Annotated in this window: 23 protein-coding genes; 11 read left to right on the top strand and 12 right to left on the bottom strand. The window is 71.9% G+C overall.

The window, feature by feature from the left end:
• The first annotated feature begins 192 nt into the window (after window positions 1–192).
• A complete protein-coding gene (locus LE548_RS18855) occupies window positions 193–1,347 on the top strand; it encodes a sensor histidine kinase (RefSeq protein ID WP_225098039.1) in 1,155 nt (384 codons plus the stop codon).
• Entirely contained in the window at window positions 1,344–1,991 is a 648-nt protein-coding gene (locus LE548_RS18850) for a response regulator transcription factor (protein ID WP_225098038.1), read from the top strand. The genes LE548_RS18855 and LE548_RS18850 overlap by 4 nt, the downstream gene beginning before the upstream one ends.
• Window positions 1,992–2,001: 10 nt before the next feature.
• Here the strand turns inward: LE548_RS18850 and LE548_RS18845 are convergent, their stop codons facing one another.
• The 3 genes from LE548_RS18845 to LE548_RS18835 all read right to left on the bottom strand — a co-directional run bounded on the left by LE548_RS18845 (window position 2,002) and on the right by LE548_RS18835 (window position 6,349).
• On the bottom strand, window positions 2,002–3,165 hold the full coding sequence (locus tag LE548_RS18845) for an alpha/beta hydrolase (protein ID WP_225098037.1): 1,164 nt from the start codon (window positions 3,163–3,165) through the stop codon (window positions 2,002–2,004).
• Between the two features lie 114 nt (window positions 3,166–3,279).
• Window positions 3,280–5,646, bottom strand: coding sequence for an excinuclease ABC subunit UvrA (locus LE548_RS18840; RefSeq protein WP_225098036.1), 2,367 nt, complete (start codon window positions 5,644–5,646; stop codon window positions 3,280–3,282).
• Between the two features lie 64 nt (window positions 5,647–5,710).
• Complete coding sequence (locus tag LE548_RS18835) at window positions 5,711–6,349, bottom strand: LysE family translocator (protein ID WP_225098035.1); 639 nt, start codon at window positions 6,347–6,349, stop codon at window positions 5,711–5,713.
• Window positions 6,350–6,430: 81 nt separating this feature from the next.
• On the opposite strand from LE548_RS18835, the gene LE548_RS18830 reads away from it, so the two are divergent.
• The 3 genes from LE548_RS18830 (at window position 6,431) to LE548_RS18820 (ending at window position 9,272) form a co-directional block, all read left to right on the top strand.
• Complete coding sequence (locus LE548_RS18830; RefSeq protein ID WP_225098034.1) at window positions 6,431–7,771, top strand: PLP-dependent aminotransferase family protein; 1,341 nt, start codon at window positions 6,431–6,433, stop codon at window positions 7,769–7,771.
• Between the two features lie 83 nt (window positions 7,772–7,854).
• Window positions 7,855–8,406 carry a carboxymuconolactone decarboxylase family protein gene (locus LE548_RS18825; protein ID WP_225098033.1) on the top strand — a complete coding sequence of 184 codons (552 nt, stop codon included), beginning with the start codon at window positions 7,855–7,857 and terminating at the stop codon, window positions 8,404–8,406.
• A complete protein-coding gene (locus tag LE548_RS18820; protein ID WP_225098032.1) occupies window positions 8,403–9,272 on the top strand; it encodes an RNA polymerase sigma-70 factor in 870 nt (289 codons plus the stop codon). Before LE548_RS18825 ends, LE548_RS18820 begins: the two co-directional genes overlap by 4 nt.
• A 19-nt stretch (window positions 9,273–9,291) precedes the next feature.
• On the opposite strand, the gene LE548_RS18815 is transcribed toward LE548_RS18820, so the two are convergent.
• Window positions 9,292–9,666: a VOC family protein gene (locus LE548_RS18815; protein WP_225098031.1), complete on the bottom strand. Its 375-nt coding sequence runs from the start codon at window positions 9,664–9,666 to the stop codon at window positions 9,292–9,294.
• Between the two features lie 93 nt (window positions 9,667–9,759).
• Here LE548_RS18815 and LE548_RS18810 point away from each other — a divergent pair, with 93 nt between their 5' ends.
• The 3 genes from LE548_RS18810 (at window position 9,760) to LE548_RS18800 (ending at window position 11,329) form a co-directional block, all read left to right on the top strand.
• Window positions 9,760–10,188, top strand: a complete 429-nt coding sequence (locus tag LE548_RS18810) for a helix-turn-helix domain-containing protein (protein ID WP_225098030.1) — start codon at window positions 9,760–9,762, stop codon at window positions 10,186–10,188.
• Window positions 10,189–10,266: 78 nt separating this feature from the next.
• Entirely contained in the window at window positions 10,267–10,863 is a 597-nt protein-coding gene (locus LE548_RS18805) for a hypothetical protein (RefSeq protein ID WP_225098029.1), read from the top strand.
• Between the two features lie 115 nt (window positions 10,864–10,978).
• Entirely contained in the window at window positions 10,979–11,329 is a 351-nt protein-coding gene (locus LE548_RS18800) for a DUF2516 family protein (RefSeq protein ID WP_263636230.1), read from the top strand.
• A 78-nt stretch (window positions 11,330–11,407) separates the two neighbouring features.
• Here the strand turns inward: LE548_RS18800 and LE548_RS18795 are convergent, their stop codons facing one another.
• From LE548_RS18795 to LE548_RS18780, 4 genes are all read right to left on the bottom strand, one after another.
• A complete protein-coding gene (locus LE548_RS18795) occupies window positions 11,408–12,718 on the bottom strand; it encodes a PP2C family protein-serine/threonine phosphatase (protein WP_225098027.1) in 1,311 nt (436 codons plus the stop codon).
• Between the two features lie 277 nt (window positions 12,719–12,995).
• Complete coding sequence (locus LE548_RS18790) at window positions 12,996–14,093, bottom strand: C40 family peptidase (RefSeq protein ID WP_225098138.1); 1,098 nt, start codon at window positions 14,091–14,093, stop codon at window positions 12,996–12,998.
• A 302-nt stretch (window positions 14,094–14,395) separates the two neighbouring features.
• On the bottom strand, window positions 14,396–15,136 hold the full coding sequence (locus LE548_RS18785) for a class I SAM-dependent methyltransferase (RefSeq protein ID WP_225098026.1): 741 nt from the start codon (window positions 15,134–15,136) through the stop codon (window positions 14,396–14,398).
• 232 nt (window positions 15,137–15,368) lie between these two features.
• On the bottom strand, window positions 15,369–16,103 hold the full coding sequence (locus LE548_RS18780) for an LAETG motif-containing sortase-dependent surface protein (RefSeq protein WP_225098025.1): 735 nt from the start codon (window positions 16,101–16,103) through the stop codon (window positions 15,369–15,371).
• Window positions 16,104–16,395: 292 nt separating this feature from the next.
• On the opposite strand from LE548_RS18780, the gene mshA reads away from it, so the two are divergent.
• Window positions 16,396–17,733, top strand: a complete 1,338-nt coding sequence (gene mshA, locus LE548_RS18775) for a D-inositol-3-phosphate glycosyltransferase (RefSeq protein ID WP_225098024.1) — start codon at window positions 16,396–16,398, stop codon at window positions 17,731–17,733.
• Entirely contained in the window at window positions 17,726–18,226 is a 501-nt protein-coding gene (locus tag LE548_RS18770) for a YbjN domain-containing protein (protein WP_225098023.1), read from the top strand. Before mshA ends, LE548_RS18770 begins: the two co-directional genes overlap by 8 nt.
• A 6-nt stretch (window positions 18,227–18,232) precedes the next feature.
• Here the strand turns inward: LE548_RS18770 and LE548_RS18765 are convergent, their stop codons facing one another.
• Window positions 18,233–19,045, bottom strand: coding sequence for an AraC family transcriptional regulator (locus LE548_RS18765; RefSeq protein ID WP_225098022.1), 813 nt, complete (start codon window positions 19,043–19,045; stop codon window positions 18,233–18,235).
• 49 nt (window positions 19,046–19,094) lie between these two features.
• Here LE548_RS18765 and LE548_RS18760 point away from each other — a divergent pair, with 49 nt between their 5' ends.
• Window positions 19,095–19,520: a DUF2000 domain-containing protein gene (locus tag LE548_RS18760; RefSeq protein ID WP_225098021.1), complete on the top strand. Its 426-nt coding sequence runs from the start codon at window positions 19,095–19,097 to the stop codon at window positions 19,518–19,520.
• Window positions 19,521–19,549: 29 nt separating this feature from the next.
• On the opposite strand, the gene LE548_RS18755 is transcribed toward LE548_RS18760, so the two are convergent.
• The 3 genes from LE548_RS18755 to LE548_RS18745 form a co-directional block, all read right to left on the bottom strand.
• A complete protein-coding gene (locus LE548_RS18755; RefSeq protein WP_225098020.1) occupies window positions 19,550–20,026 on the bottom strand; it encodes a carboxymuconolactone decarboxylase family protein in 477 nt (158 codons plus the stop codon).
• Window positions 20,027–20,147: 121 nt separating this feature from the next.
• A complete protein-coding gene (locus LE548_RS18750; protein ID WP_225098019.1) occupies window positions 20,148–20,426 on the bottom strand; it encodes a hypothetical protein in 279 nt (92 codons plus the stop codon).
• A gap of 114 nt (window positions 20,427–20,540) precedes the next feature.
• Window positions 20,541–20,876 carry a hypothetical protein gene (locus LE548_RS18745; RefSeq protein WP_225098018.1) on the bottom strand — a complete coding sequence of 112 codons (336 nt, stop codon included), beginning with the start codon at window positions 20,874–20,876 and terminating at the stop codon, window positions 20,541–20,543.
• Window positions 20,877–21,439: the final 563 nt, after the last annotated feature.

Raw genomic sequence — 21,439 nt, 5'->3', positions numbered from 1 at the left:
GGGGGGGGGGGGCGGGCGAAGCTCGCGAAGGAGGCCGAGGAGACCTTGGACGACGGGGAGAAGGCTCATCGGGTGCGGATCGACGAGCTGTTGGCGGCCGGTGGCTTCGAGGGCTGAGCGGGGGGCGTCCGCTGTCGGACGTAAGCCTCCGGGCGGACGTCCGGTGGTGAAGGGGGTGGCTACCATCCAGCGGTGGATCGAGCGTTGCCGCGTGCTCCGTGGCTGAGACGGCTGCCTTCCGGTGTCTGGACTGCGGTGTCCTGGTGCGCCGCCGCCCTGTTCGCGCTGCTGCTGTTCGGGTCGACGACCTATCAGGTCGCCCTGCACGGGCCGCGCGGGGCGTTCTTCACGGCGCTCTGGCAGCGGGGGGCCATGGCCGTGCTGCTGGCGCTGCCGGTCGGCTGGGTGCGGCGGTGGCCGGTGCCGGTGTTCGGGGTGATCGCCGCCGAGTCGGTGCTGGTGTTCGTGCTCGGTGAGCACACCTGGCCCCTGTACGTAGCCATGGCCTGCCTGGTCGGCTGTCTCGCGGCCGCCCGCCCGCGCCGGACCGCGCTGACGGCGGCCGGCGGCACGCTGGCCCTGTCGCTCGCCCAGTGGGCGGCGGGCAGCCACCACGGCGAGACGCTCGGGGACGCCGTCAGCACCGTGCTGGGCATGGCGGCGACCGTCGCTCTCCCGTGGACGATCGGCAACTCGGTACGCCAGCAGCGCCGGTACGGCGAGGCGCTGCGCGAGTACGCCGCCGACCGGGCGGTGGCGGAGGAACGCCTGCGCATCGCACGGGAGCTGCACGACATGGTCGCGCACAGCATCGGGGTGATCGCCATCCAGTCCGGGGCGGCCGGCCTGGTGCTCGACACCCAGCCCGAACGCGTACGGCAGGCGCTCACCGCCATCGAGAGCACCAGCCGGGAGACCCTGGCCGGGCTGCGCCGGATGCTGGTGTCGCTCCGTCAGGCGGAGGCCGAGGCACCGGCGGAGGGGCTGGAGGGCGTCGGCCGGCTGGTCGAGCGGGCCGCCGGGGCGGGACTCCAGGTCGAGGTCGAGTGGCGGGGCCGGCGGCGACCGCTGCCCCCCGAGATCGACCTGGCCGCCTTCCGGATCATCCAGGAGTCGGTCACCAACGCGGTGCGCCACTCCGGCGGCCGCCGCTGCCGGGTGTCGGTGGAGTACGGCACCGAGGCGGTGGCCATCGAGGTCGTCGACGACGGGCGGGGCGGGACCCCGCGCGGTCCCGGGTTCGGGATCTCCGGGATGCGGGAGCGGGCCGCCCTGCTGAACGGCCAGTTCAGCGCGGGTGTTCGGCCGGACGGCGGATTCCAGGTGGCGGCGAGGATACCGGTATGACGATCCGTGTCCTGCTGGCGGACGACCAGCCGTTGATACGCGCCGGGCTGACGATGGTCATCGACGGGCTGCCCGACCTGGAGATCGTCGCCGAGGCCGGCACGGGCACCGAAGCGGTCCGGCTGGCCCGTGAGACGCGGCCCGATGTGGTGGTGATGGACATCCGGATGCCCGGCATGGACGGCATCGAGGCCACCCGGGCCGTCACGGCCGGAGACGGGGCGCCCCGCGTGCTCGTCCTCACCACCTTCGACGACGACGACAACGTCTACGCCGCGCTGCGGGCCGGGGCCAGCGGGTTCCTGGTCAAGGACATGGCGCTGACGGACATCATCGCGGCGATCCGGGTGGTGGCCGCCGGTGACGCGCTGATCGCGCCGGGGGTGACCCGGCGGCTGATCCGGGAGTTCGCCGAACGGCCCCGTCCCGCCCCGGTCCGGCTGGAGCTGCCCCGCATCACGGACCGGGAGCGGGAGGTGCTGACCCTGATCGGGCGGGGCCTGTCCAACGGGGAGATCGCGGAGCAGCTCTTCATCGGGCAGGCCACCGTCAAGACCCATGTGGCCCGCCTGCTGCACAAGCTGGCGGCGCGTGACCGCGTCCAACTGGTCATCGCCGCCCATCAGGCGGGCCTGGTGTCCTGAGCGGACCGGATCACGGATGCTGGAAGGTGACTTCCGGGTTCGCCGCCGAGGGGCCGTCCAGCAGCGGCTGGTGGATGCCCTTGAGGGTCTGGTCGAAGTAGGCGGCGAGGTAGGCGCGGGTGAGCTCTTCACCGCGCGGTCCGGAGATCTCCCCGGTGGGCGTGGGCCTGCCGAGCTCCTCGTAGAGCAGATTCAGGTCGGTGAAGCTGCCGTGGTCCGCGCCGGCCACGGTCAGCCAGCGCTTCCAGCCGTCCATGTGCTGCCAGGCGGCGTCCCAGGTGGTCTCCTTGCCCGGGAGCATGTCCTGCTGGTTGCCGAGCAGGAGGAAGGGGCGGTGGCCCGGACCGGCGGCCGGGAAGGGCGCGAAGAAGGTGCCGTCCAGGTCGGCGCCGGCCCGTATCCGGTGGTCGGCGGCCATGGCCAGGGCGGTGGCGTCACCGCCGAAGGAGTGCCCGGCCATGCCGATGCGCCGGAGATCGATCAGGTGGGCGAAGCGCCAGGCGGGGTGGTGGGACGTCAGCCGGTCGATGACGAAGGACAGGTCCCTGCCTCTGCTGTCGCCCACGGCCTCGGGGGTGATGTCCGGGCGGTCGCAGATGGCGCAGGCGAGCGTACGGCCGTCGGGGAAGGTGACGCCGGGCGCCTCGTAGGTGTGGTCGACCAGCGCGACCACGTAGCCCCGGCTCGCCAGGTCCTCGGCGAGACCGGTCAGGGTGGCGCGGTGGAGACCGAGGCCGGGGGAGAGCACCACGAGCGGGTGTCTGCCGGAGACCGGGCGGGCGTCGGTGCGCGCCCAGGTACGGGTCGAGGCGACCGTCTCCGGCGGGATGCCACGGCCCGGAGCCTTGGCCGCGAGCAGCAGCCGGGCCTCCTCCAGGGTCATGTAGGGGGCCGGGCTTCCGGTGCCGGCGTGGGCGGGGTAGTACATCGACACCATCAGCCGGCGGGCCCCCGCCGACGGCACCCACGGGTCCGTGCGGTGCTCGTCGACCAGGTGCAGCACATCGCGGCCGACGGCGTAGGGGCCGGTGGGGCGGGGGAGCGCGAGCTGAGCAGGGGGGTCGACGGCGTTCTGGGCGGTGGGTTGCGGAGCGGCGAAGGCCGGCTCGCCGAGGGGCAGCGGCAGCAGGAGTGCCAGCACGGCGGCCGCGGTCATGCGTCGGATTCCGTTCATGCCAGGACGCTAGGCCGCGGTCAGGGGGCCTGACGTCAGCTCCGGAGCGGACCCGGGCGTCCCCTCAGAGGCGGACGGGCCGGGGCCCCGGAGCCGTTGACCGGTGCCGGCGGGTCACGCCCCCACGTACTCGGCCAGATGCTCGCCGGTGAGCGTCGACCGGGCGGCGACCAGCTCGGCCGGCGTCCCCTCGAAGACCACCCGCCCCCCGTCGTGCCCGGCCCCGGGCCCGAGGTCGATGATCCAGTCCGCGTGGGCCATGACGGCCTGGTGGTGCTCGACCACGATGACGGACTTGCCGGAGTCGACCAGGTGGTCGAGCAGGCCCAACAGGTGCTCTACGTCGGCCAGATGGAGACCCGTGGTCGGCTCGTCCAGGACGTACACGCCCCCCTTGTCGGCCATGTGCGTGGCCAGCTTCAGCCGCTGCCGCTCGCCGCCCGACAGGGTGGTCAGGGGCTGGCCGAGGGTGAGGTAGCCGAGGCCGACGTCGGCCATCCGCCGGAGGATCCGGTGGGCGGCCGGGATGTGCGCCTCGCCGGTCCCGAAGAACTCCTCGGCCTCGGTCACCGACATCGCCAGCACCTCCGCGATGTCCCGCCCGCCGAGCGTGTACTCCAGCACCGACGCCTCGAACCGCTTGCCCTCGCACTCCTCGCAGGTCGTGGCGACCCCGGCCATCATCGCCAGGTCGGTGTAGACGACCCCGGCGCCGTTGCAGGTGGGGCAGGCGCCCTCGGAGTTGGCGCTGAACAGGGCCGGCTTGACGCCGTTGGCCTTGGCGAAGGCCTTGCGGACGGGCTCCAGCAGCCCGGTGTACGTCGCCGGATTGCTGCGCCGGGAGCCGCGGATCGGGGTCTGGTCGATGGAGACGACGTCCGCGCCCTTGGGCACCGAGCCGTGTACGAGCGAGCTCTTGCCGGAGCCCGCGACACCGGTGACCACGCACAGCACCCCGAGCGGGATGTCGACGTCCACGTCCTGGAGGTTGTGCGTCGTCGCCCCGCGGATCTCCAGGGCGCCGGTCGGCTTGCGCACGGCCTCCTTCACCGCTTCCCGGTCGTCCAGGTGGCGGCCGGTGAGGGTGTCACTCGCCCGCAGCCCCTCCACCGTGCCCTCGAAGCAGACCGTGCCGCCTTCCGTGCCGGCGCCGGGGCCGAGGTCCACGACGTGGTCGGCGATCGCGATGACCTCCGGCTTGTGCTCCACGACCAGCACCGTGTTGCCCTTGTCGCGCAGCCGCAGCAGCAGGTCGTTCATCCGCCGGATGTCGTGCGGGTGCAGCCCGGTGGTGGGCTCGTCGAAGACGTACGTGACGTCGGTGAGCGAGGAGCCGAGGTGGCGGATCATCTTCACGCGCTGGGCCTCGCCGCCCGACAGCGTGCCCGCCGGCCGGTCCAGCGAGAGATAGCCGAGGCCGATCTCCACGAAGGAGTCCAGGGTGTGCCGCAGTGAGCTGAGCAGCGGCGCCACCGACGGCTCGTCCAGCCCCCGCACCCACTGCGCCAGGTCGCTGATCTGCAGCGCGCACGCGTCGGCGATGCTGACCCCCGCGATCTTCGAGGACCGGGCCGCCTCGGTGAGCCGGGTGCCCTCGCACGCGGGGCAGACCGTGAAGGTGACAGCGCGGTCCACGAAGGCCCGGATGTGCGGCTGCATGCCCTCCTTGTCCTTGGCGAGCATCGACTTCTGGATCCGCGGGATCAGACCCTCGTACGTCATGTTGATGCCCGCGATCTTCATCCGGGTCGGCTCGCGGTACAGGAAGTCCTGGAGCTCCCTCTTGGTGTACTTCCGGATCGGCTTGTCGGGGTCGACCAGGCCGGACTCGGTGTAGAGGCGGTAGTTCCATCCGCCGGACCTGTAGCCGGGGATCGTCAGCGCGCCCTCGTTCAGGGACAGGGAGTCGTCGTAGAGCTCGGTGAGGTCCAGGTCGGAGACCGTGCCCCGGCCCTCGCAGCGCGGGCACATGCCGCCGGTGATGCTGAAGCTGCGCCGCTCCTTCACCTGCTGCCCGCCGCGCTCGACGGTCACCGCGCCGGCGCCGCTGATCGAGGCCACGTTGAAGGAGAACGCCTTGGGCGAGCCGATGTGCGGGGTGCCGAGCCGGCTGAAGAGGATGCGCAGCATGGCGTTGGCGTCGGTGGCGGTGCCGACGGTGGACCTCGGGTCGGCGCCCATCCGCTGCTGGTCGACGGTGATCACGGTCGTCAGCCCGTCGAGGACGTCGACCTCGGGACGCGCCAGGTTCGGCATGAACCCCTGCACGAAGGCGGGGTACGTCTCGTTGATCAGCCGCTGCGACTCGGCGGCGATCGTGTCGAACACCAGCGAGCTCTTGCCCGAGCCGGAGACGCCGGTGAAGACGGTCAGCCGGCGCTTGGGCAGCTCGACGTCGACGTCCTTGAGGTTGTTCTCCCGGGCGCCGTGCACCCGGATCAGGTCATGGCTGTCGGCGGCGTGCGCTGCGGTGAGGTCCATGCCGGCCAACCTAACGCCGCCCGCCCGGCCGGCGCTTCTCGAATCCTGACCACGTTCACCGGGGTCACGCCGGTCCCGAGGTGTCGGCGGCCAGCGAGACGGCGAGCGCACCCAGCACTGTGCCCATCAGCCGGCGCTGCACCTTCAGCCAGGAGGGGCGGCGGGCGAGGAAGACCGCGATGGTGCCGGCGGCGAGCACGATGGCCGTGTTCACCGCGATGCTCACCACGATCTGCACGGAGCCCAGCACCAGCCCCTGGAGCAGGACATGGCCCCGGCCCGGATCGATGAACTGCGGGATGAGGGAGACGTACATGACGGCGATCTTCGGGTTGAGCAGATTCGTCGTCAGGCCCATCGTGAACAGCCTGCGCGGTGAGTCGTGCGGCACGTCCTGCGGGGCGAAGACCGAGATGCCGCCCGGCTTCAGGGCGTTGAAGGCGAGATACGCGAGATAGGCGGCGCCGGCCAGCTTCACCGCGACGTACAGCTCGGGTACGGCGGTGAAGACGACGGACAGGCCCAGGTTCGCGGCGAGCAGGTACGTCAGGAAGCCCAGGGCCACGCCGCCCAGGGAGATCATCCCGGCGCGCCTGCCCTGGGTGATGCTCCGCGAGACGAGATAGATCATGTTCGGGCCGGGGGTGAGCACCATGCCGAGTGCCACCACGCTCACGCCGAACACTTCGCTTGGCTCGATCATGCGGGGAGCGTAGGTCAGTTCAATAGCTCAGTGCAATCAAAAGATTGCGCTCGGTGCAATTCTGTGGTGGGGTGGCTGCCCGTGACCGACTACCTGAGCGTCGCCGACGCCGTGGCCGAGGAGATCCGCTCCGGCGCCCTGCGGCCCGGCGACCGGCTGCCCCCGCAGCGCGCGTTCGCGAAACGGCGCGGCATCGCCAACTCCACCGCCACGCGCGTGTACCGCGAACTGGCCCGCCGCGGCCTGACCGTGGGCGAGGTCGGACGCGGTACGTACGTCCGCGCGGCGCAGGACGAGACCGCTCCCGCGCTCACCGAACCGGCGGCCGGCGGCCGGATCGACCTGGAGCTGAACTACCCGGCCGTACCCGGACAGAGCGCACTGCTCGCCGAGGGGCTCGGCGGCCTGCTGCGCCCCGACGCCCTCGCGCACGCCCTGCGCCCGGTCGCCGCCGCCGGCCTGCCCGCCGTCCAGGAGTCCGCCGCCGGCCTCCTCGCCCGCGGCGGCTGGCGCCCCGACCCCGCGCGGGTGCTGTTCGCGGGCAACGGCCGGCAGGCCCTCTCCGCCGCCGTCGCCGCCCTGGTCCCGCCGGGCGGCCGCCTCGGGGTGGAGGAGCTCACGTACCCGGTGATCAAGGCGGTGGCGGCCCGGCTCGGCATCACCCTCGTCCCGCTGCCCATGGACGAGGACGGCCTGGTCCCGCAGGCGCTGGCCGAGGCCCACGCGGCCGCCCCGCTGCACGCTCTCTACGTCCAGCCGAGGCTGCACAACCCGCTCTCGCTCACCATGCCCGAGCGGCGGATCGAGGAGCTGGCCGAGGTGCTGCTGAGCCTCGGACTGCCCGCCGTGGAGGACGCGATCTGGGCGTTCCTGCGCGACGAACTCCCGCCGCTCGCCGCGTACGCCCCCGAGCGGACCGTCCTGATCGACAGCCTCTCCAAGCGCATCGCCCCCGGCCTGACCCTGGGCTTCGCGGTCGCCCCGCCCGCCCTGACGGCCACGGTCGCCGCCGCCCTGCGCGCGGGCGGCTGGGCCCCGATGCGCTTCGCCCTGGAGGCCGCCCACCGCTGGCAGCAGGACGGCACGGTACGGAAGCTGGTCGCCGCCAAGCAGCGGGAGGCGACGGAACGGCAGGAGCTCGCGGCCCGGTGCCTGGCCGGCTTCCCGGTGCGGAGCGAGCCACGTTCCTACCACTGCTGGTGGCGCCTCCCGCGCACGTGGCGGGCGGACACCTTTGTCGCCGCCGCCGCGCGGCACGGCATCGGGGTCGTACCCGCCGCCGCGTTCACCGTCGACGCCGGCCATGCCCCGAACGCCGTCCGCCTGGGCCTGGCCACACCCCCGCCGGACGTCCTCGCCCGAGCGCTCACCACCCTCGCCGACCTCGCCCGCTCGGCCCCGGAGGACCTCGTCACGGACTGACGCGAGCCGGTGTCACATCCGCGCACCGGCCGGTGTCTTCATGCCGGACAACCGGACAGGCCGGTCAGATCGAGGAGCAGACGATGACGGTGCGCATTCCGAAGGCTGACATTCCCGCCGAGCTGCGGCAGGCGGTGCTCGAACAGCTCGGCTCGGTGCCCGAGCCCTTCGAAGTGCTGTGGAACCACCCGAAGCTCGCCGAGGCCAACCAGGAGTTCTCGGCGGCGATCGGTTCGCTGGACGAGGCCGACGCGAGCCTCAAGACCTTCGCGCACATGGCGGTCGCGGCCCAGGTCGGCTGCAGCTGGTGCCTCGACATCAACTACTTCCATGCGCTGAACCAGAACCTGGACCTGGCCAAGGCGAGCCAGGTGCCGCGCTGGCGGGTGTCGGACGCGTTCACCCCGCTGGAGCGGGACGTGCTGGAGTACGCGGAGGCGATGACGAACACCCCGTCGACCGTCACCGACGAGCTGTCCGCGCGCCTGCTGGACCGGCTCGGCCCGGCGGCCCTGGTCGAACTCACCGTGTTCATCGGCTTCGCCAACCTGGCGACCCGGTGCAACACGGCGCACGGCATCACCTCGCAGGGCTACTCCGAGGCCTGCTCGATCCCCCTGGCGCCGAAGGCATGACCGTGGAAGATCCCTTCGTCACCCACCGCAGCCTGCTCTTCACGGTCGCCTACGAGATCCTCGGCTCGGCCGCCGACGCCGAGGACGTGCTCCAGGAGTCCTGGCTGCGCTGGGCCGACGTCGACCGGGCCGAGGTCCGCGACCCGCGGTCGTACCTCGTCCGGACGGTCACCCGCCAGTCGCTCAACCGCCTGCGCACCCTGGCGCGCAGGCGCGAGGAGTACGTCGGCGAGTGGCTGCCCGAACCCCTGCTGACCAGCCCCGACGTCGCCGAGGACGTCGAGCTCGCGGAGAGCGTCTCGATGGCGATGCTGACCGTGCTGGAGACCCTCGGGCCGACCGAGCGGGCGGTGTTCGTGCTCCGCGAGGTCTTCGACGTGCCGTACGGCGAGATCGCGGAGGCCGTCGGGAAGACGGCCGCCGCGGTCCGGCAGATCGCGCGGCGCGCCCGGGAGCACGTGGCGGCCCGGCAGCCGCGGGTGCGGGTGAGCCGCTCCGAGCAGCGGGCGGTGGTGGAGCGCTTCCTGGAGGCACTGCGCACCGGGCAGCTGCGGGAGCTGCTGGAGATCATGGCCCCCGACGTGGTCATGATCACCGACGGGGGTGGCGTGGTGGCCGCCGCTCCGACGCCGTTCCACGGGGCCGGCCTGGTCGCGGAGGTGCTCGCGGGCGCACACCGGTCGGTGGTCACGCTGGAGACGACACCGGTGTGGCTCAATGGCACACCGGCCGGCCGCATCGACTTCGACGGCGAGCCGACCGCGGTCAGCCTCACGGTGGAGAACGGCCTGATCACCCGGATCTACGTCGTCCGCAACCCGCACAAGCTGACCAGGCTGGACGAACCGTCGGAACTGTCCCGGTAGTTCTACGGCTTCTCTGTGCTCAGCTCAGCCGGGCTCGCAGGAGGCAGAACTCGTTGCCCTCGGGGTCGGCCAGGACGTGCCACTGCTCCGCGCCGCTCTGGCCGATGTCGGCCGGGCGCGCCCCGAGCTTCAGGAGGCGTTCGAGTTCGGCGGCCTGGTCGCGGTCGGTGGCGTTGACGTCGAAGTGCATCCGCAGCGGGCCCGCCTTGGGCTCGGTGGAGGGGACGAAGACCAGAGTCGGCTGGAGTCCGCCGAACCCTTCCTGCGGCCCGATCTCCACCGCGCCGCCGTCGTCGGGGTCGAGCACGATGAAGTCCAGCACCTCGCACCAGAACGCCGCCAGCCGCTGCGGATCCCGGCAAGGGATGATCAGTTCGGAGATACGACAAGCCATGATCGGCACCCTAGGGCACCCGCGCCACCCGTGCGACACACTTTTGCAAGCGGGTGCTTGCAATTGTTAGCAGGGATGGGGCAAGGTGGAGGCATGGCATCGCTGAACGTCGGCAACCTCGGTGAGTACCTGCGCGAACAGCGGCGGAACGCCCAGCTGTCGCTGCGGCAGCTCGCCGATGCCGCCGGGGTGTCCAATCCGTACCTGAGCCAGATCGAGCGCGGGCTGCGCAAGCCCAGCGCGGAGGTGCTCCAGCAGGTCGCCAAGGCCCTGCGCATCTCCGCCGAGACCTTGTACGTCCGCGCCGGCATCCTCGACGCGGAGCGGGACCTGGACGAAGTGGAGACCCGGGCGGTCATCCTCGCCGATCCCTCGCTCAACGAGCGGCAGAAGCAGGTGCTGCTCCAGATCTACGAGTCCTTCCGCAAGGAGAACGGACTCGGTACGGCAGACATGAGCGATACCGAAGTCGATGCCGGCGATGTCGATATCGATGCCGGTCCGCGGCGGACGGCCGGATAACCGGACCAGGGCGCCGGCCGCCCCACCGCGGACCACACCAACCTCAGCCGAACGCGAATCCGGGAGGACCTGAACACCATGGCCATCACCGACGACCTGCGCAAGACCCTCAGCGACCCGACTCCGCTCTACTTCGCCGCCGGCACCGCCGACCTCGCCTACCAGCAGGCCAAGAAGGTGCCCGCCCTGGTCGAGCAGCTGCGCGCCGAGGCACCGGCCCGCATCGAGGCCGTGCGCAACACCGACCCCAAGGCCGTGCAGGAGAAGGCCGCCGCCCGCGCCAAGGAGGCGCAGGAGACCCTCCAGACGAAGGTCAACGAGTTCCTCGGCACTCTCGACGTGGACCTGAAGAAGCTCGGCGAGCAGGCCCAGGACCTCGCCCTGCGCGGCGTCGGCGTCGCCGCCGAGTACGCCGTCAAGGCCCGCGAGACCTATGAGAAGGTCGCCGAGCACGGCGAGCAGACCGTGAAGCACTGGCGAGGCGAGGCCGCCGAGGGCATCGAGGAACTGGCCGTCGCCGTCGAGGGCGAGCCCGAGCAGGCCGGGGCCAAGGACGAGCCGAAGCCCGCCGAGGCCACGTCCGAGCCCGCCGCGGACAAGAAGCCGGCCGCCCGGAAGGCCCCGGCCCCGCGCAAGAGCACCACGGCGAAGAAGACCACGCCGCCGGCGAAGTGAGCGCGGGCGACGCGACGACAGCGTTACCGGGCCGGGCACCTTCGGGGTGTCCGGCCCGTTGTATGGGTACGGTGGCTGTACGGACGAGTCGACTCGGGTGGTGGGTACTGTGCTGATGACTGCAGTCGGCGGAGTGATGTGGCTGATCTTCACGGCCATGCTGGCGTTCGCCATCGTGGCGTTCGTGATGGCCGCGATCTTCCGCGAGGACGCCTACCGCGCCGCGGACAAGCAGAACAAGGGCTTCTGGCTGATCATCCTGGGCGTGGCGGTGGGCGTGAACCTCTTCGTGCCCATGCTGTTCCTCCAGCTCGCGGGCCTGGTCGCCACGATCGTCTTCTTCGTCGACGTCCGCCCGGCCCTCCAGCAGGTCTCCGGCGGGCGGGGCGGCCGGGGCGGCTTCCGCCGCCGGGGCAGGGGAAGCAGCAGCGACGGCCCGTACGGCCCGTACAACGGGGGCCGCTGAAAAGAGCGCCCCTGGAGTCAGCTGACGGCTCACAGCTGATGGCTGACAGCTGACCGAGGGGCGCCGACGGGACTTCGCCTACGACGTCCTGTCCAGCAACACCACAGCCACGTCGTCCGTCAGCTCGCCCCCATTGAGCTCACGGACCTCGGTGACCGCGGCCCGCAACAGCGCCTCCCCCCGCAGCCCCTCGGAGAGCTGCCGGCGGATCATCGACACCATCCCGTCCTGCCCCAGACGCTCACCGCCCGCACCGACCCGGCCCTCGATCAGCCCGTCGGTGTAGAGCATCAGACTCCACTCGGCCCCGAGCTCCACCTGCATCCGCGGCCACCGGGCCCCGGGCAGCAGCCCGAGCGCGGGCCCGTTGTTGTCGTACGGCAGCAGTTGCGCGTCCCGCCCGGGACGGGCGAGCAGCGGCGCCGGGTGCCCGGCCAGGCACAGGCCCGCACTCCGCCCGTCCGGCGCGATGTCCACCGTGCACAGCGTCGCGAAGATCTCCTCGTCGGCGCGCTCGTGCTCCAGCACCTGTTGCAGCGTGCCCAGCAGCTCGTCCCCGCACAGCCCGGCCAGCGTCAGCGCACGCCAGGCGATGCGCAGCTCCACGCCGAGCGCGGCCTCGTCCGGGCCGTGGCCGCAGACGTCACCGATCATGGCGTGCACCGTGCCGTCGGGTGTGCGGACGGCGTCGTAGAAGTCGCCGCCGAGCAGGGCCCGCGAGCGGCCGGGGCGGTAGCGGGCGGCGAAGCGCAGCGAGGAGCCGTCCAGCAGGGGCGTGGGCAGCAGCCCGCGCTCCAGCCGGCGGTTCTCCTGCGCGCGCAGCCGGCCCTCGGCCAGCCGCCGCTCGGCGGTGTCGGAACGTTTCCGCTCCACCGCGTACCGGATGGCGCGGCTGAGCAGCCGGCCGTCCAGCTCGTCCCGGAAGAGATAGTCCTGGGCGCCCACGCGCACGGCCTCGGCGCCGCGCTCGGCGTCGGCGGAGGCGGTCAGCGCGAGCACGGCGTGCCGGGGCGCGAGCCGGAGCACGTGCTTGAGCACGGCCAGCTCGTCGTCGGCGTCGCTGCCGCCCGGCGCGGGCAGGGCGAGGTCCAGCAGGATGCAGTGGACATCGTCGGTGAGCAGCCGCTCGGCCTCGGTGAGGTTGCGGGCGGTGCGCACGCGGATCGGCTTGCCGGACGCGTCCAGCAGTTCGGGCACGATCGGCGAGCCGGCCGGATCGTCCTCGATCAGCAGCAGGGTGAGCGTGGTGCCGGTGCCGCTCGTGGGCGTGGCGTCGCGGTGGGCCAGGTGGGCCTCTTCCTTGAGGGGGCCGCCGACTGTGGAGGCGGCCTCAGCCTGACCACTCTCCGCGGCCGGGATCGCTCTCTGCCGCGGTATGGGTACGGGCATCGTCTTGGGTTCCTTCCCTCCCCCCGAGGGCATGGGCGGCGCCGAGGGTCTCGAAGCCACCGACGGGTGACCATAGCGGCATTGCCCGTCCCGATGGAATGGTGTGAGCCGCGTCGCTCCCGCGCAGGCCGCCGTCATATGCCGCGTTCCGTACCGCAGTTGGACAGGGCGCCGGACCACCCGGAATGACGAAGCTCACGTCCTGCCGGGGTTTGATCCGGAGTTGGGCGTGCGGTGGGTCACGTGACCCGTGTCACCGCCCGCCCCTCCGTGCGGGCTATGCGTCGGGCCGTACGACCCCCAGGATCGGCATCGAGCCGGCGCCCGCGATCGTCACGTTCCGGCCCGGGCGCGGGGCCTGGATGATCGCGCCGTCGCCGATGTAGAGGGCGACATGGCTGGCGTCGGTGAAGTAGAGGATGAGGTCGCCGGGCCGCATGTCCTTGATGTCGATGTGCTTCAGCTGCTGCCACTGCTCCTGCGAGGTGCGCGGGATGGGCCGGCCGGCCGCCGCCCAGGCCTGGGAGGTCAGGCCCGAGCAGTCGTACGACTCCGGGCCCTCGGCGCCCCAGACGTACGGCTTGCCGAGCTGGGCGGTGGCGAACGCGACGGCTTTCTTGCCCTGCTCGGAGGCCTTGCCGTTGATCTCCTGGAGGATGCCGGTGTCCAGCCAGGTGGTCTGCGCCTTCAGCGCAGCCTGGTCCTCCAGCTGCCGCAGCCGCTCCTGGTCTCTCTTCGCCAGCTCGGACTCCAGCTTCTTGGCGGCGGAGATCTGCTGCTCGATCTTCTTCTTGGCGGCGGCCTTCGCCTTGCGCTCGGTGTCCAGCTTCTGCCACTGCTCGGCGGCGTCGTCGGCGTACGCCTGCAAGTCGTTCTGGGTGCGGGCCAGTTCGCCGATCAGGTCCCTCGTCGCCCGCTGGCCCTGGAGCACCAGCCCGGCGCCGTCGAGCACCTGGGCCGGGTCGTCGCTGAGCAGGAACTGGGCGGTGGGCGGGATGCCTCCGGTGCGGTACTGCTCGCGGGCCGCCGCGCCCGCCTGGTCCTTGAGCCGGTCGAGCTTCTCCTGCCCCTCGACGATCTTCTTCGCCAGCGCGACGATCTCGGCGGACTGTTTCTTGGCCTTCTCCTCGGCCGCGTTGTAGGCGTCGGTGGCGACGGCCGCGTCGTGATACAGCCCGTCGAGCTTCTCGCGGACCTTCTCAAGGTCCTTGCTGGGCGCGGGAGTCGAGGACGGCGAAGGGGAGGGGGCCGGGGAAGGGGACGTACTCGGTGTCGGTACCGGGGCGGCGAAGGCCGTGCCGGGTACCGCCAGCGCGGTCACCGCGCAGACCACGGTCACGGCGGCCGTCAGGATGCCGCGCTTGCCCCAGCCCATCACCCGTACCCCCAAACTGATTTACCGTCAGTAACTTACCGTATCTGGGGGATCGTGCCACGTCACGGCGAAAAGCGACAGAGGCAGGTGCTCTCTCCTGTCCCCCCTTGCCGGCCCCGGCATGACGATCTCCCCGCCGGTGTGACGAACGACGCGCAGAGATCGTTCCTGCGCGGTCAGCGGTCAGCGGTCAGCGGTCAGCGGTCAGCGGTCAGCGGTCAGCGGTCAGCGGTCAGCGGTCAGCGGTCAGCGGTCGGCGGTCGGCGGTCGGCGGTCGGCGGTCGGCGGTCGGCGGTCGGCGGTCAGCGGCCGCGCGGCGCCAACGCCTCCCACGCCACCGTCACTTCGCCCTGCCGCCAGCGGGCCGGGGAGTCCGTCACCGGCCAGTCGGCCGTCAGGTCCCGTACCGCGCGCAGCCAGCGCTGGCGGGCGCCGTAGGAGGCGTAGGGCGCGGCGGCGGCCCAGGCGCGGTCGAAGTCGCGCAGGAAGGCGTGCACCGGCTCGCCGGGTACGTTGCGGTGGATCAGCGCCTTCGGCAACCGCTCGGCGAGGTCGGACGGCTGCTCCAGCGAGCCGAGCCGCGTCGCGAAGGTCACGGTCCGCGGCCCCTCCGGGCCGAGCGCGACCCACACATGCCGCCGGCCGATCTCGTCGCACGTCCCCTCGACCAGCAGCCCGCCGCGCGAACCGGCGCCGGCCGGGGCGAGCCGCGCGCGCAGCCGCTCCCAGACGGCGGCGACCTGGTCCTCGTCGTACTGGCGCAGCACATTGGCGGCCCGCACGAGCACCGGGCGCCCCGGGACGGGGATCTCGAACCCGCCGTGCCGGAAGGCGAGCCCCTCCCGCGCGTACGGCTCGGCCGCCGCGACCCGCTCCGGCTCGATCTCGACACCGACCACACGCGCGCGCGGCGCGGCGGTCCGCAGCCGGCCGAGCAGCTCGACGGCGGTCCAGGGCGCGGCGCCGTATCCGAGGTCGACCGCCAGCGGGTCCTCGGCGCGACGCAGCTCCGCCCCGTGCGTGGCGGCGATCCAGCGGTCCATACGCCGCAGCCGATTGGGATTGGTCGTCCCGCGCGTCACCGTTCCCACGACGGGGGTCCCCCCGCTTGAGCGAAGCCGAGAGTGGGGGAGGGTCGCTGCGCGGGCTGTCATGCCTACGAGGGTAAGAGGCGCGGGCACAGTTCCCCGGCCGGGTGCCTGAGGCGGCGGGAAGCCGCTCCTCAGGCCCGGTACCGCAGCCAGTCGGAGCGGCTTGCCCAGCCGGATGCCGGGCTCAGCCGGCGCGGCCTGCCGTGCGGCGGCGCAGGGCTGTGACGATGCCGGCGCCCGCGAGGACCAGCGCAGCTGCCGCGCCGGCGATCAGCGGGGTGTTGCCGGAGGCGCCGGTCGAGGCGAGGTGCGTACCGCCGCCCGCGGGCGACGGGGCGCTGCTCGCCACGGGCGAGGCGGCCGTGCCACCGCCGCTGTGCACCGGGGCCGGGGTGGCGGACGGCGCCGAGGACGCGGGAGCGGTGGGCGCCGAGGACGCGGGAGCGGTGGGCGCCGAGGACGCGGGGGCGGTCGGCGTCGGGGAGGCCGAGAAGGAGCCGCCGGCGGGGGCGCAGGTGAAGTTGTCCGGTACGACCACCGGGGGCTTGAGGTCCTCGTCGACGCTGTCGCCCGCCTTGACGTGGATCACGTAGGTCTGTCCGGCGTTCCAGGTCAGGGGATGCAGATCGACGCTGACGCCCTGCGCCGTCGGGTGCTGGATCGTCTGCGTGTCGAGGTCCCGCTCCCCACCGGGGGCGCTCAGCTCGATTTTCAGGGTGAGCGTGGCCGGCGTGCCGGAGGGGTCCTTGTCGGTGACCCGGACGACCGGCTTGCCCGAGCTGTCGCAGGCGGGGGCGGCGGAGAAGTCGGCGATGCTGCAGGCGAGCGCGGTCTGGGCGGCGGCGACGGAGAGCGCGGCCGCGGCGGCTGACGTGCCGACGGCACGAGCCGCCCTGGTGAGGTGACGGGAACGGAACACGCTGGTCCTCGGGGTTCGGTGAGGGGGAGTGGCATCCGACGAGGAAGCGTGTACCGGGGCTGGCCGTGTCCTGTCAAAGGTTGTATCGGTGCAGGTCAAGGCTGGTCCAAGGGTCTCCTCTTAGCGGGTCAAGCACCCCCGCCACCGCCCCCGAACGGTTGATCGACCACGGGTCATGATTGAGTAAAGCCGCTTGATCGGGAAATGGCGGGACGCCCGGCCGCTGTTGACTCCCTCGGAGGCCGAGCCCGGACCTCCGTCCGGCATGCCCGCAGTAAGGAGGAACGCCACGGTGAGCCAGTACGTCAGCAGGCTCGGGCGACGCTCCCCGGCCGCCTCCCCCCGGCTCCGGCTGCACCGCCGACCCCGCCGGGTCGCCATGCTCTCCGTGCACACGTCCCCGCTCCACCAGCCCGGCACCGGCGACGCCGGCGGCATGAACGTCTACATCGTGGAGCTGGCCCAGCGCCTCGCCGCGCAGGGCATCGAGGTCGAGATCTTCACCCGCGCCACCTCCGGCGGCCTCGCCCCCACCGTCCAGCTGGCCCCGGGCGTCCTCGTGCGCCATGTCGACGCGGGGCCGTACGAAGGCCTCGCCAAGGAGGACCTGCCCGCCCAGCTGTGCGCCTTCACGCACGGCGTGATGCAGGCCTGGGCCGGCCACCGCCCCGGCTACTACGACCTCGTCCACTCCCACTACTGGCTCTCCGGCCACGTCGGCTGGCTCGCCGCCCAGCGCTGGGGCGTGCCCCTGGTGCACGCCATGCACACCATGGCCAAGGTCAAGAACGCCAACCTGGCCGACGGCGACACGCCCGAGCCCGCCGCCCGCGTCATCGGCGAGACCCAGATCGTGGCCGCCGCCGACCGGCTCATCGCCAACACGGACGAGGAGGCCGACGAGCTGGTCCGGCACTACGCGGCCGACCCCGCCAAGGTCGCCGTGGTCCACCCCGGCGTGAACCTCGACCGCTTCCGCCCGGCCGACGGCCGCGCCGCCGCCCGCCTCCGTCTGGGCCTGCCCCAGGACGCCCTGATCCCGCTCTTCGCGGGCCGCATACAGCCCCTGAAGGCTCCGGACGTGTTGTTGCGCGCGGTGGCGGTGTTGCTGGACGAACGCCCGGGGCTGCGCTCCCGCATCCTCGTGCCGATCGTCGGCGGCCCGAGCGGCAGCGGCCTGGCCAAGCCGGAGGGCCTGCAGAAACTGGCCGCACGCCTGGGCATCGCGGACGTCGTACGGTTCCGCCCGCCGGTCGGCCAGGAACAGCTCGCGGACTGGTTCCGGGCCGCGTCCGTGCTGGTCATGCCGTCGTACAGCGAGTCCTTCGGGCTGGTCGCCATAGAGGCGCAGGCGGCCGGTACGCCGGTGCTGGCGGCGTCCGTCGGCGGTCTCCCGGTGGCCGTACAGGACGGCGAGACCGGCTTCCTGGTCCAGGGCCACAACCCAGCGGACTACGCGCGCGTGCTGCGCCGTTTCGCCGACGAGCCGTCCCTCGCGACGAGCATGGGCCAGGCCGCGGCTCGCCACGCCCAGTGCTTCGGCTGGGACACGGCGGCCGCCGCCACCGCCGAGGTCTACACGGCCGCGACCCAGTCCCACCGTCGTCGCGTACGCTCCCCCCATGGGTGATGTGGAGAAGGCGGGGCGGATCCTCGAAGGTGCCCTCAAGGACGCCGAACTGGAGTGGGAGAGCCCCGAGCCCGGGAACTACGTGGTCAAACTCCCCGGCACCCGCAAGCTGTCCACGACGGTCTCCTTCCTGGTGGGCCGCCACTCGCTGTCCCTGAACGCCTTCGTCGTCCGCCACCCCGACGAGAACGAGCCCGGCGTCCACCGCTGGCTCCTGGAGCGCAACCTCAAGCTGTACGGCGTCAGTTACGCCGTGGACCGCCTCGGCGACATCTACGTCACCGCCCGCCTCCCCCTCGCCTCCGTCACCCCCGACGAGATCGACCGCCTTCTCGGCCAGGTCCTGGAAGCGGCCGACGGCGCCTTCAACACCCTGCTGGAGATGGGCTTCGCCTCCTCCATCCGCAAGGAGTACGCCTGGCGGGTGTCCCGGGGCGAGTCCACGCGCAACCTGGACGCGTTCCGCCATCTGATCGAGCGCCCGGCCGACTGACGGTCGCTATGACGGCGACCGGCGCGAACTGACCCGGTAGCGCCCCGGAGTGACCCCGACCAGCTTCTTGAAGTGCCGGGTGAGATGGGCCTGGTCGCAGAAGCCGGTCGCCGCCGCCACTTCACCCGGCGCCTGCCCGTCCAGCAGCAGCCGCCGGGCCCGCCCGACCCGCCGTGACATGAGGTACTGGTGCGGTGCGATGCCGTAAGCGGCGCTGAACGCCCGCACCAGATGGGCGGGATGGGCGTGCAGCAGCCGCGCGGCCTCCTCCAGCCGCATCCCGTCGACGACCCGGGCGTCCAGCAGTTCGCGCAGCCGCCGGGCGAGGAGCGGGTCGCCCCGGTGCGCGGACGTACCGCCCCGGCTTCGCAGATGGTCCCGCAACCGCTCCCCGACGAGGGTCAGCCGGCTCTCCGCCTCCAGCTCGTCGCCGGGCCGGGCGAGGGCGGAGTGCAGCTGCCCGACGCGCCGCCGCAGCAGGGGATCGACGAGATCGGGCCGGTCGACGGCGGGGCCGATGAGGTCGGCACCGAGCCGGCTGGTGTCGAGGTACAGCACCCGCTTGCGGAAGCCCTGCGGGGTGGCGGGGGAGCCGTTGTGCGGGACGTGCGGCGGCAGCAGGGTCACGGTGCCGAGCGGGGTGCCGTGCTCGTGCCGGTCCAGCTCGTACCGTACGGCCCCGTCGTCCACGATGAGCAGCGTCCAGACGTCATGGACGTGCATGGGGTAGGCGTATTCAGTGAATCGGGCGTGGAAGACCTCCACGACACCCGGGACCCGTGGGCGCCAGGCGGAGACGTCCGGCTGAGCTGCGGCCACGCAAAGAACGTACAAGACCGCCCGCCCGGCGGCGCGGCAGTCTCAGTCCATGAACACCGAACCGATCCGCTTCGACACGAAGATCGCCGTACTGCTCCGCGAGGACCTGGAGCCCTGGCAGCGCCTCAATGTGACCGCGTTCCTGGTCAGCGGCCTGGGCAGCGAGATCGAGGAGGTGATCGGGGAGCCGTACGAGGACGCGGACGGGGTGTCGTACCTGCCGATGTTCCGCCAGCCGGTCCTGGTCTTCGAGGGCACGAAGGAGACCCTGAAGGCGGCCCACACAAGGGTGCTGAACCGCGCCCTGCCCCGCGCGGTCTTCACGGCGGACCTCTTCACGACGGGCAACGACCGCGACAACCGCGCGGCGGTACGGGCCGTGCCGACGGCCGAGCTGGACCTCGTGGGGCTGGCGGTGTACGGCCCCCGGAGCGGAGTGGACAAGGTGCTGAAGGGGGCCCGGATGCACCCGTGAGGTGATCCGCGCCCCCTGGCACGTCGCGGTCAGTGCTGGAACTGGCCCGGCTGGTAGTCGCCGGCGGGCATCCGGACGATGACGTTCAGGCGGTTGTACGCGTTGATGAGCGCGACCAGCGTCATCAGGCCGAAGAGCTGGTTCTCGTCGTAGTGCTTGGCGGCGTTCGCCCACACGTCGTCCGGGACACCACCGGCCGCGTCGGCGATCCGGGTGCCCTCCTCCACCAGCTCCAGGGCGGCCCGCTCGGCCTCGGAGAACACCTTGGCCTCCCGCCACACCGCGACGAGGTGCAGCCGCTGCTCGGTCTCACCGGCCACGCGCGCATCCTTGACGTGCATGTCGGTGCAGAACCCGCAGCCGTTGATCTGGCTGGCCCGGATCTTCACCAGTTCCTGAGTGGCGGCGGGGAGCCCGGACTCCACGACCACCTGGCCCACCGCGTTCAGGTGCTTGATCGCCCGGCCGGCGAGCGGGTTGCCGAAGAGGTTCAGACGCGGTTCCATGATCTACTCCTGTGTCCTCGGTGCTGACTACACCCCTCTGACGGGCGGGGGGTGCCAGGATGTGACATGGCGAGAGGCGATGTGACGGCAGTCACGCGCGGAGCACGCCGCTCGGCGCCGCTCAGTCACGCCGGGCGGAGAGCAGGCGCGTCACCACGGCCAGCACCAGCCCGGCCGCGAGGAGATAGAGGCCGAGACGTCCTTCGGGCACTGCCGGTGACCACACCCGCCAGGCCGACGGGCGGTAGCTGTCGGCTGCCAGGTAGGACCCGTAGGAGGAAGACGAGAGCGTGAGGGGCGTACTGGTCCGGCTGCGTATCCACAGCAGAGCGCCTATGACGGCGCAGGTCGCGGATATCGCATACAGGGCTGTGGTGCGGTGCGAGGCCGGTCTGCTCACGGACTCTCCCTCATCTCCTTCAGGTGCCGGCGGAGAAGACGCAGGCAGGGGGCTTGATCGTGCCGGGCTACTTCTTCTTGCCCTGGGCCTTGCGGTACTTCGCTGCTGACCGCATCACAGATCGACACGGGACTCCGTTCCGTGGCTCCCGTGTCGCAACACAACATGCGCCGGTCTGAACGGCAGGCTGCGAAGGGTCGGCTCCATGACCTTGAAAAGTGCTTCGGCGTCAGCCCCGTAGGCGTACAGCACGACCTCGCCTCCACCGAACTCGTTCCCGTCGACGTCCCCGACGCCCGCCTCCTCAACTGCGGCAGACATGGCCCGCTCGGCATCGAAGATTGCTTGGCGCTCGGCACGTGAGCCGTACTGGTCGTTGCTGAGGCGATAGTGGGCGATGACGGCTTGTTCTGGGGTCTCCGGTTCGGGGAGATCGAAGAACGTGTCCATGGGCGCACGATCTCATCGACCTCTGACAGCGAGCCCGCGGCAGTCCTCCCCGGTTTCGAACGCGCACGCTTTCCAAGTCTGTTGGTGGCTCGGAGGCGTGAGCGTCGGGGCGTTCACCTGCGTTCATGGTCGGTTGGCCGTGGAGGCGGGGACAGCTCAAGGTCTCGCAGGAACGGCAGTGAACGGGGCTGAATGAGACGGAAACTGAGACGGACGCGGGACAGCCGGACCTGCCGCCTCGCCTGGTCAGTAGCGGAAGCGAGCCGTAGCACCGTCGACGTGCAGGAGGAAGTCTGTGATCGCTGGCTCACCGTCGAGCGGTACGAGGACCAAGCCGAGATCGTCCACCGCTTGCCACGCGCGCGGGATACGAAGGACGTCTGAGTCGTCATCCTCCAGGGTTGCCCGGGTCCACTCCTCGATGATGGGCCGGATGCTCTCCCAGGTGGGGCCCGCGATATCACGTGCGGGCGTGGGGTGGGGGCCTGCTGTGGCGCAGGGGAAGGTGCGTACACTGTCGTGACTTTGAGCGGACCGGGTACCGGCCGCCGGCGTGCTCCCCC

Origin of the sequence: Streptomyces sp. CoH27 (assembly GCF_020181035.1) — a bacterium.
In the GTDB taxonomy this organism is placed as follows: domain Bacteria; phylum Actinomycetota; class Actinomycetes; order Streptomycetales; family Streptomycetaceae; genus Streptomyces; species Streptomyces camelliae.
This window is presented reverse-complemented; position numbering and strand designations above follow the sequence as displayed.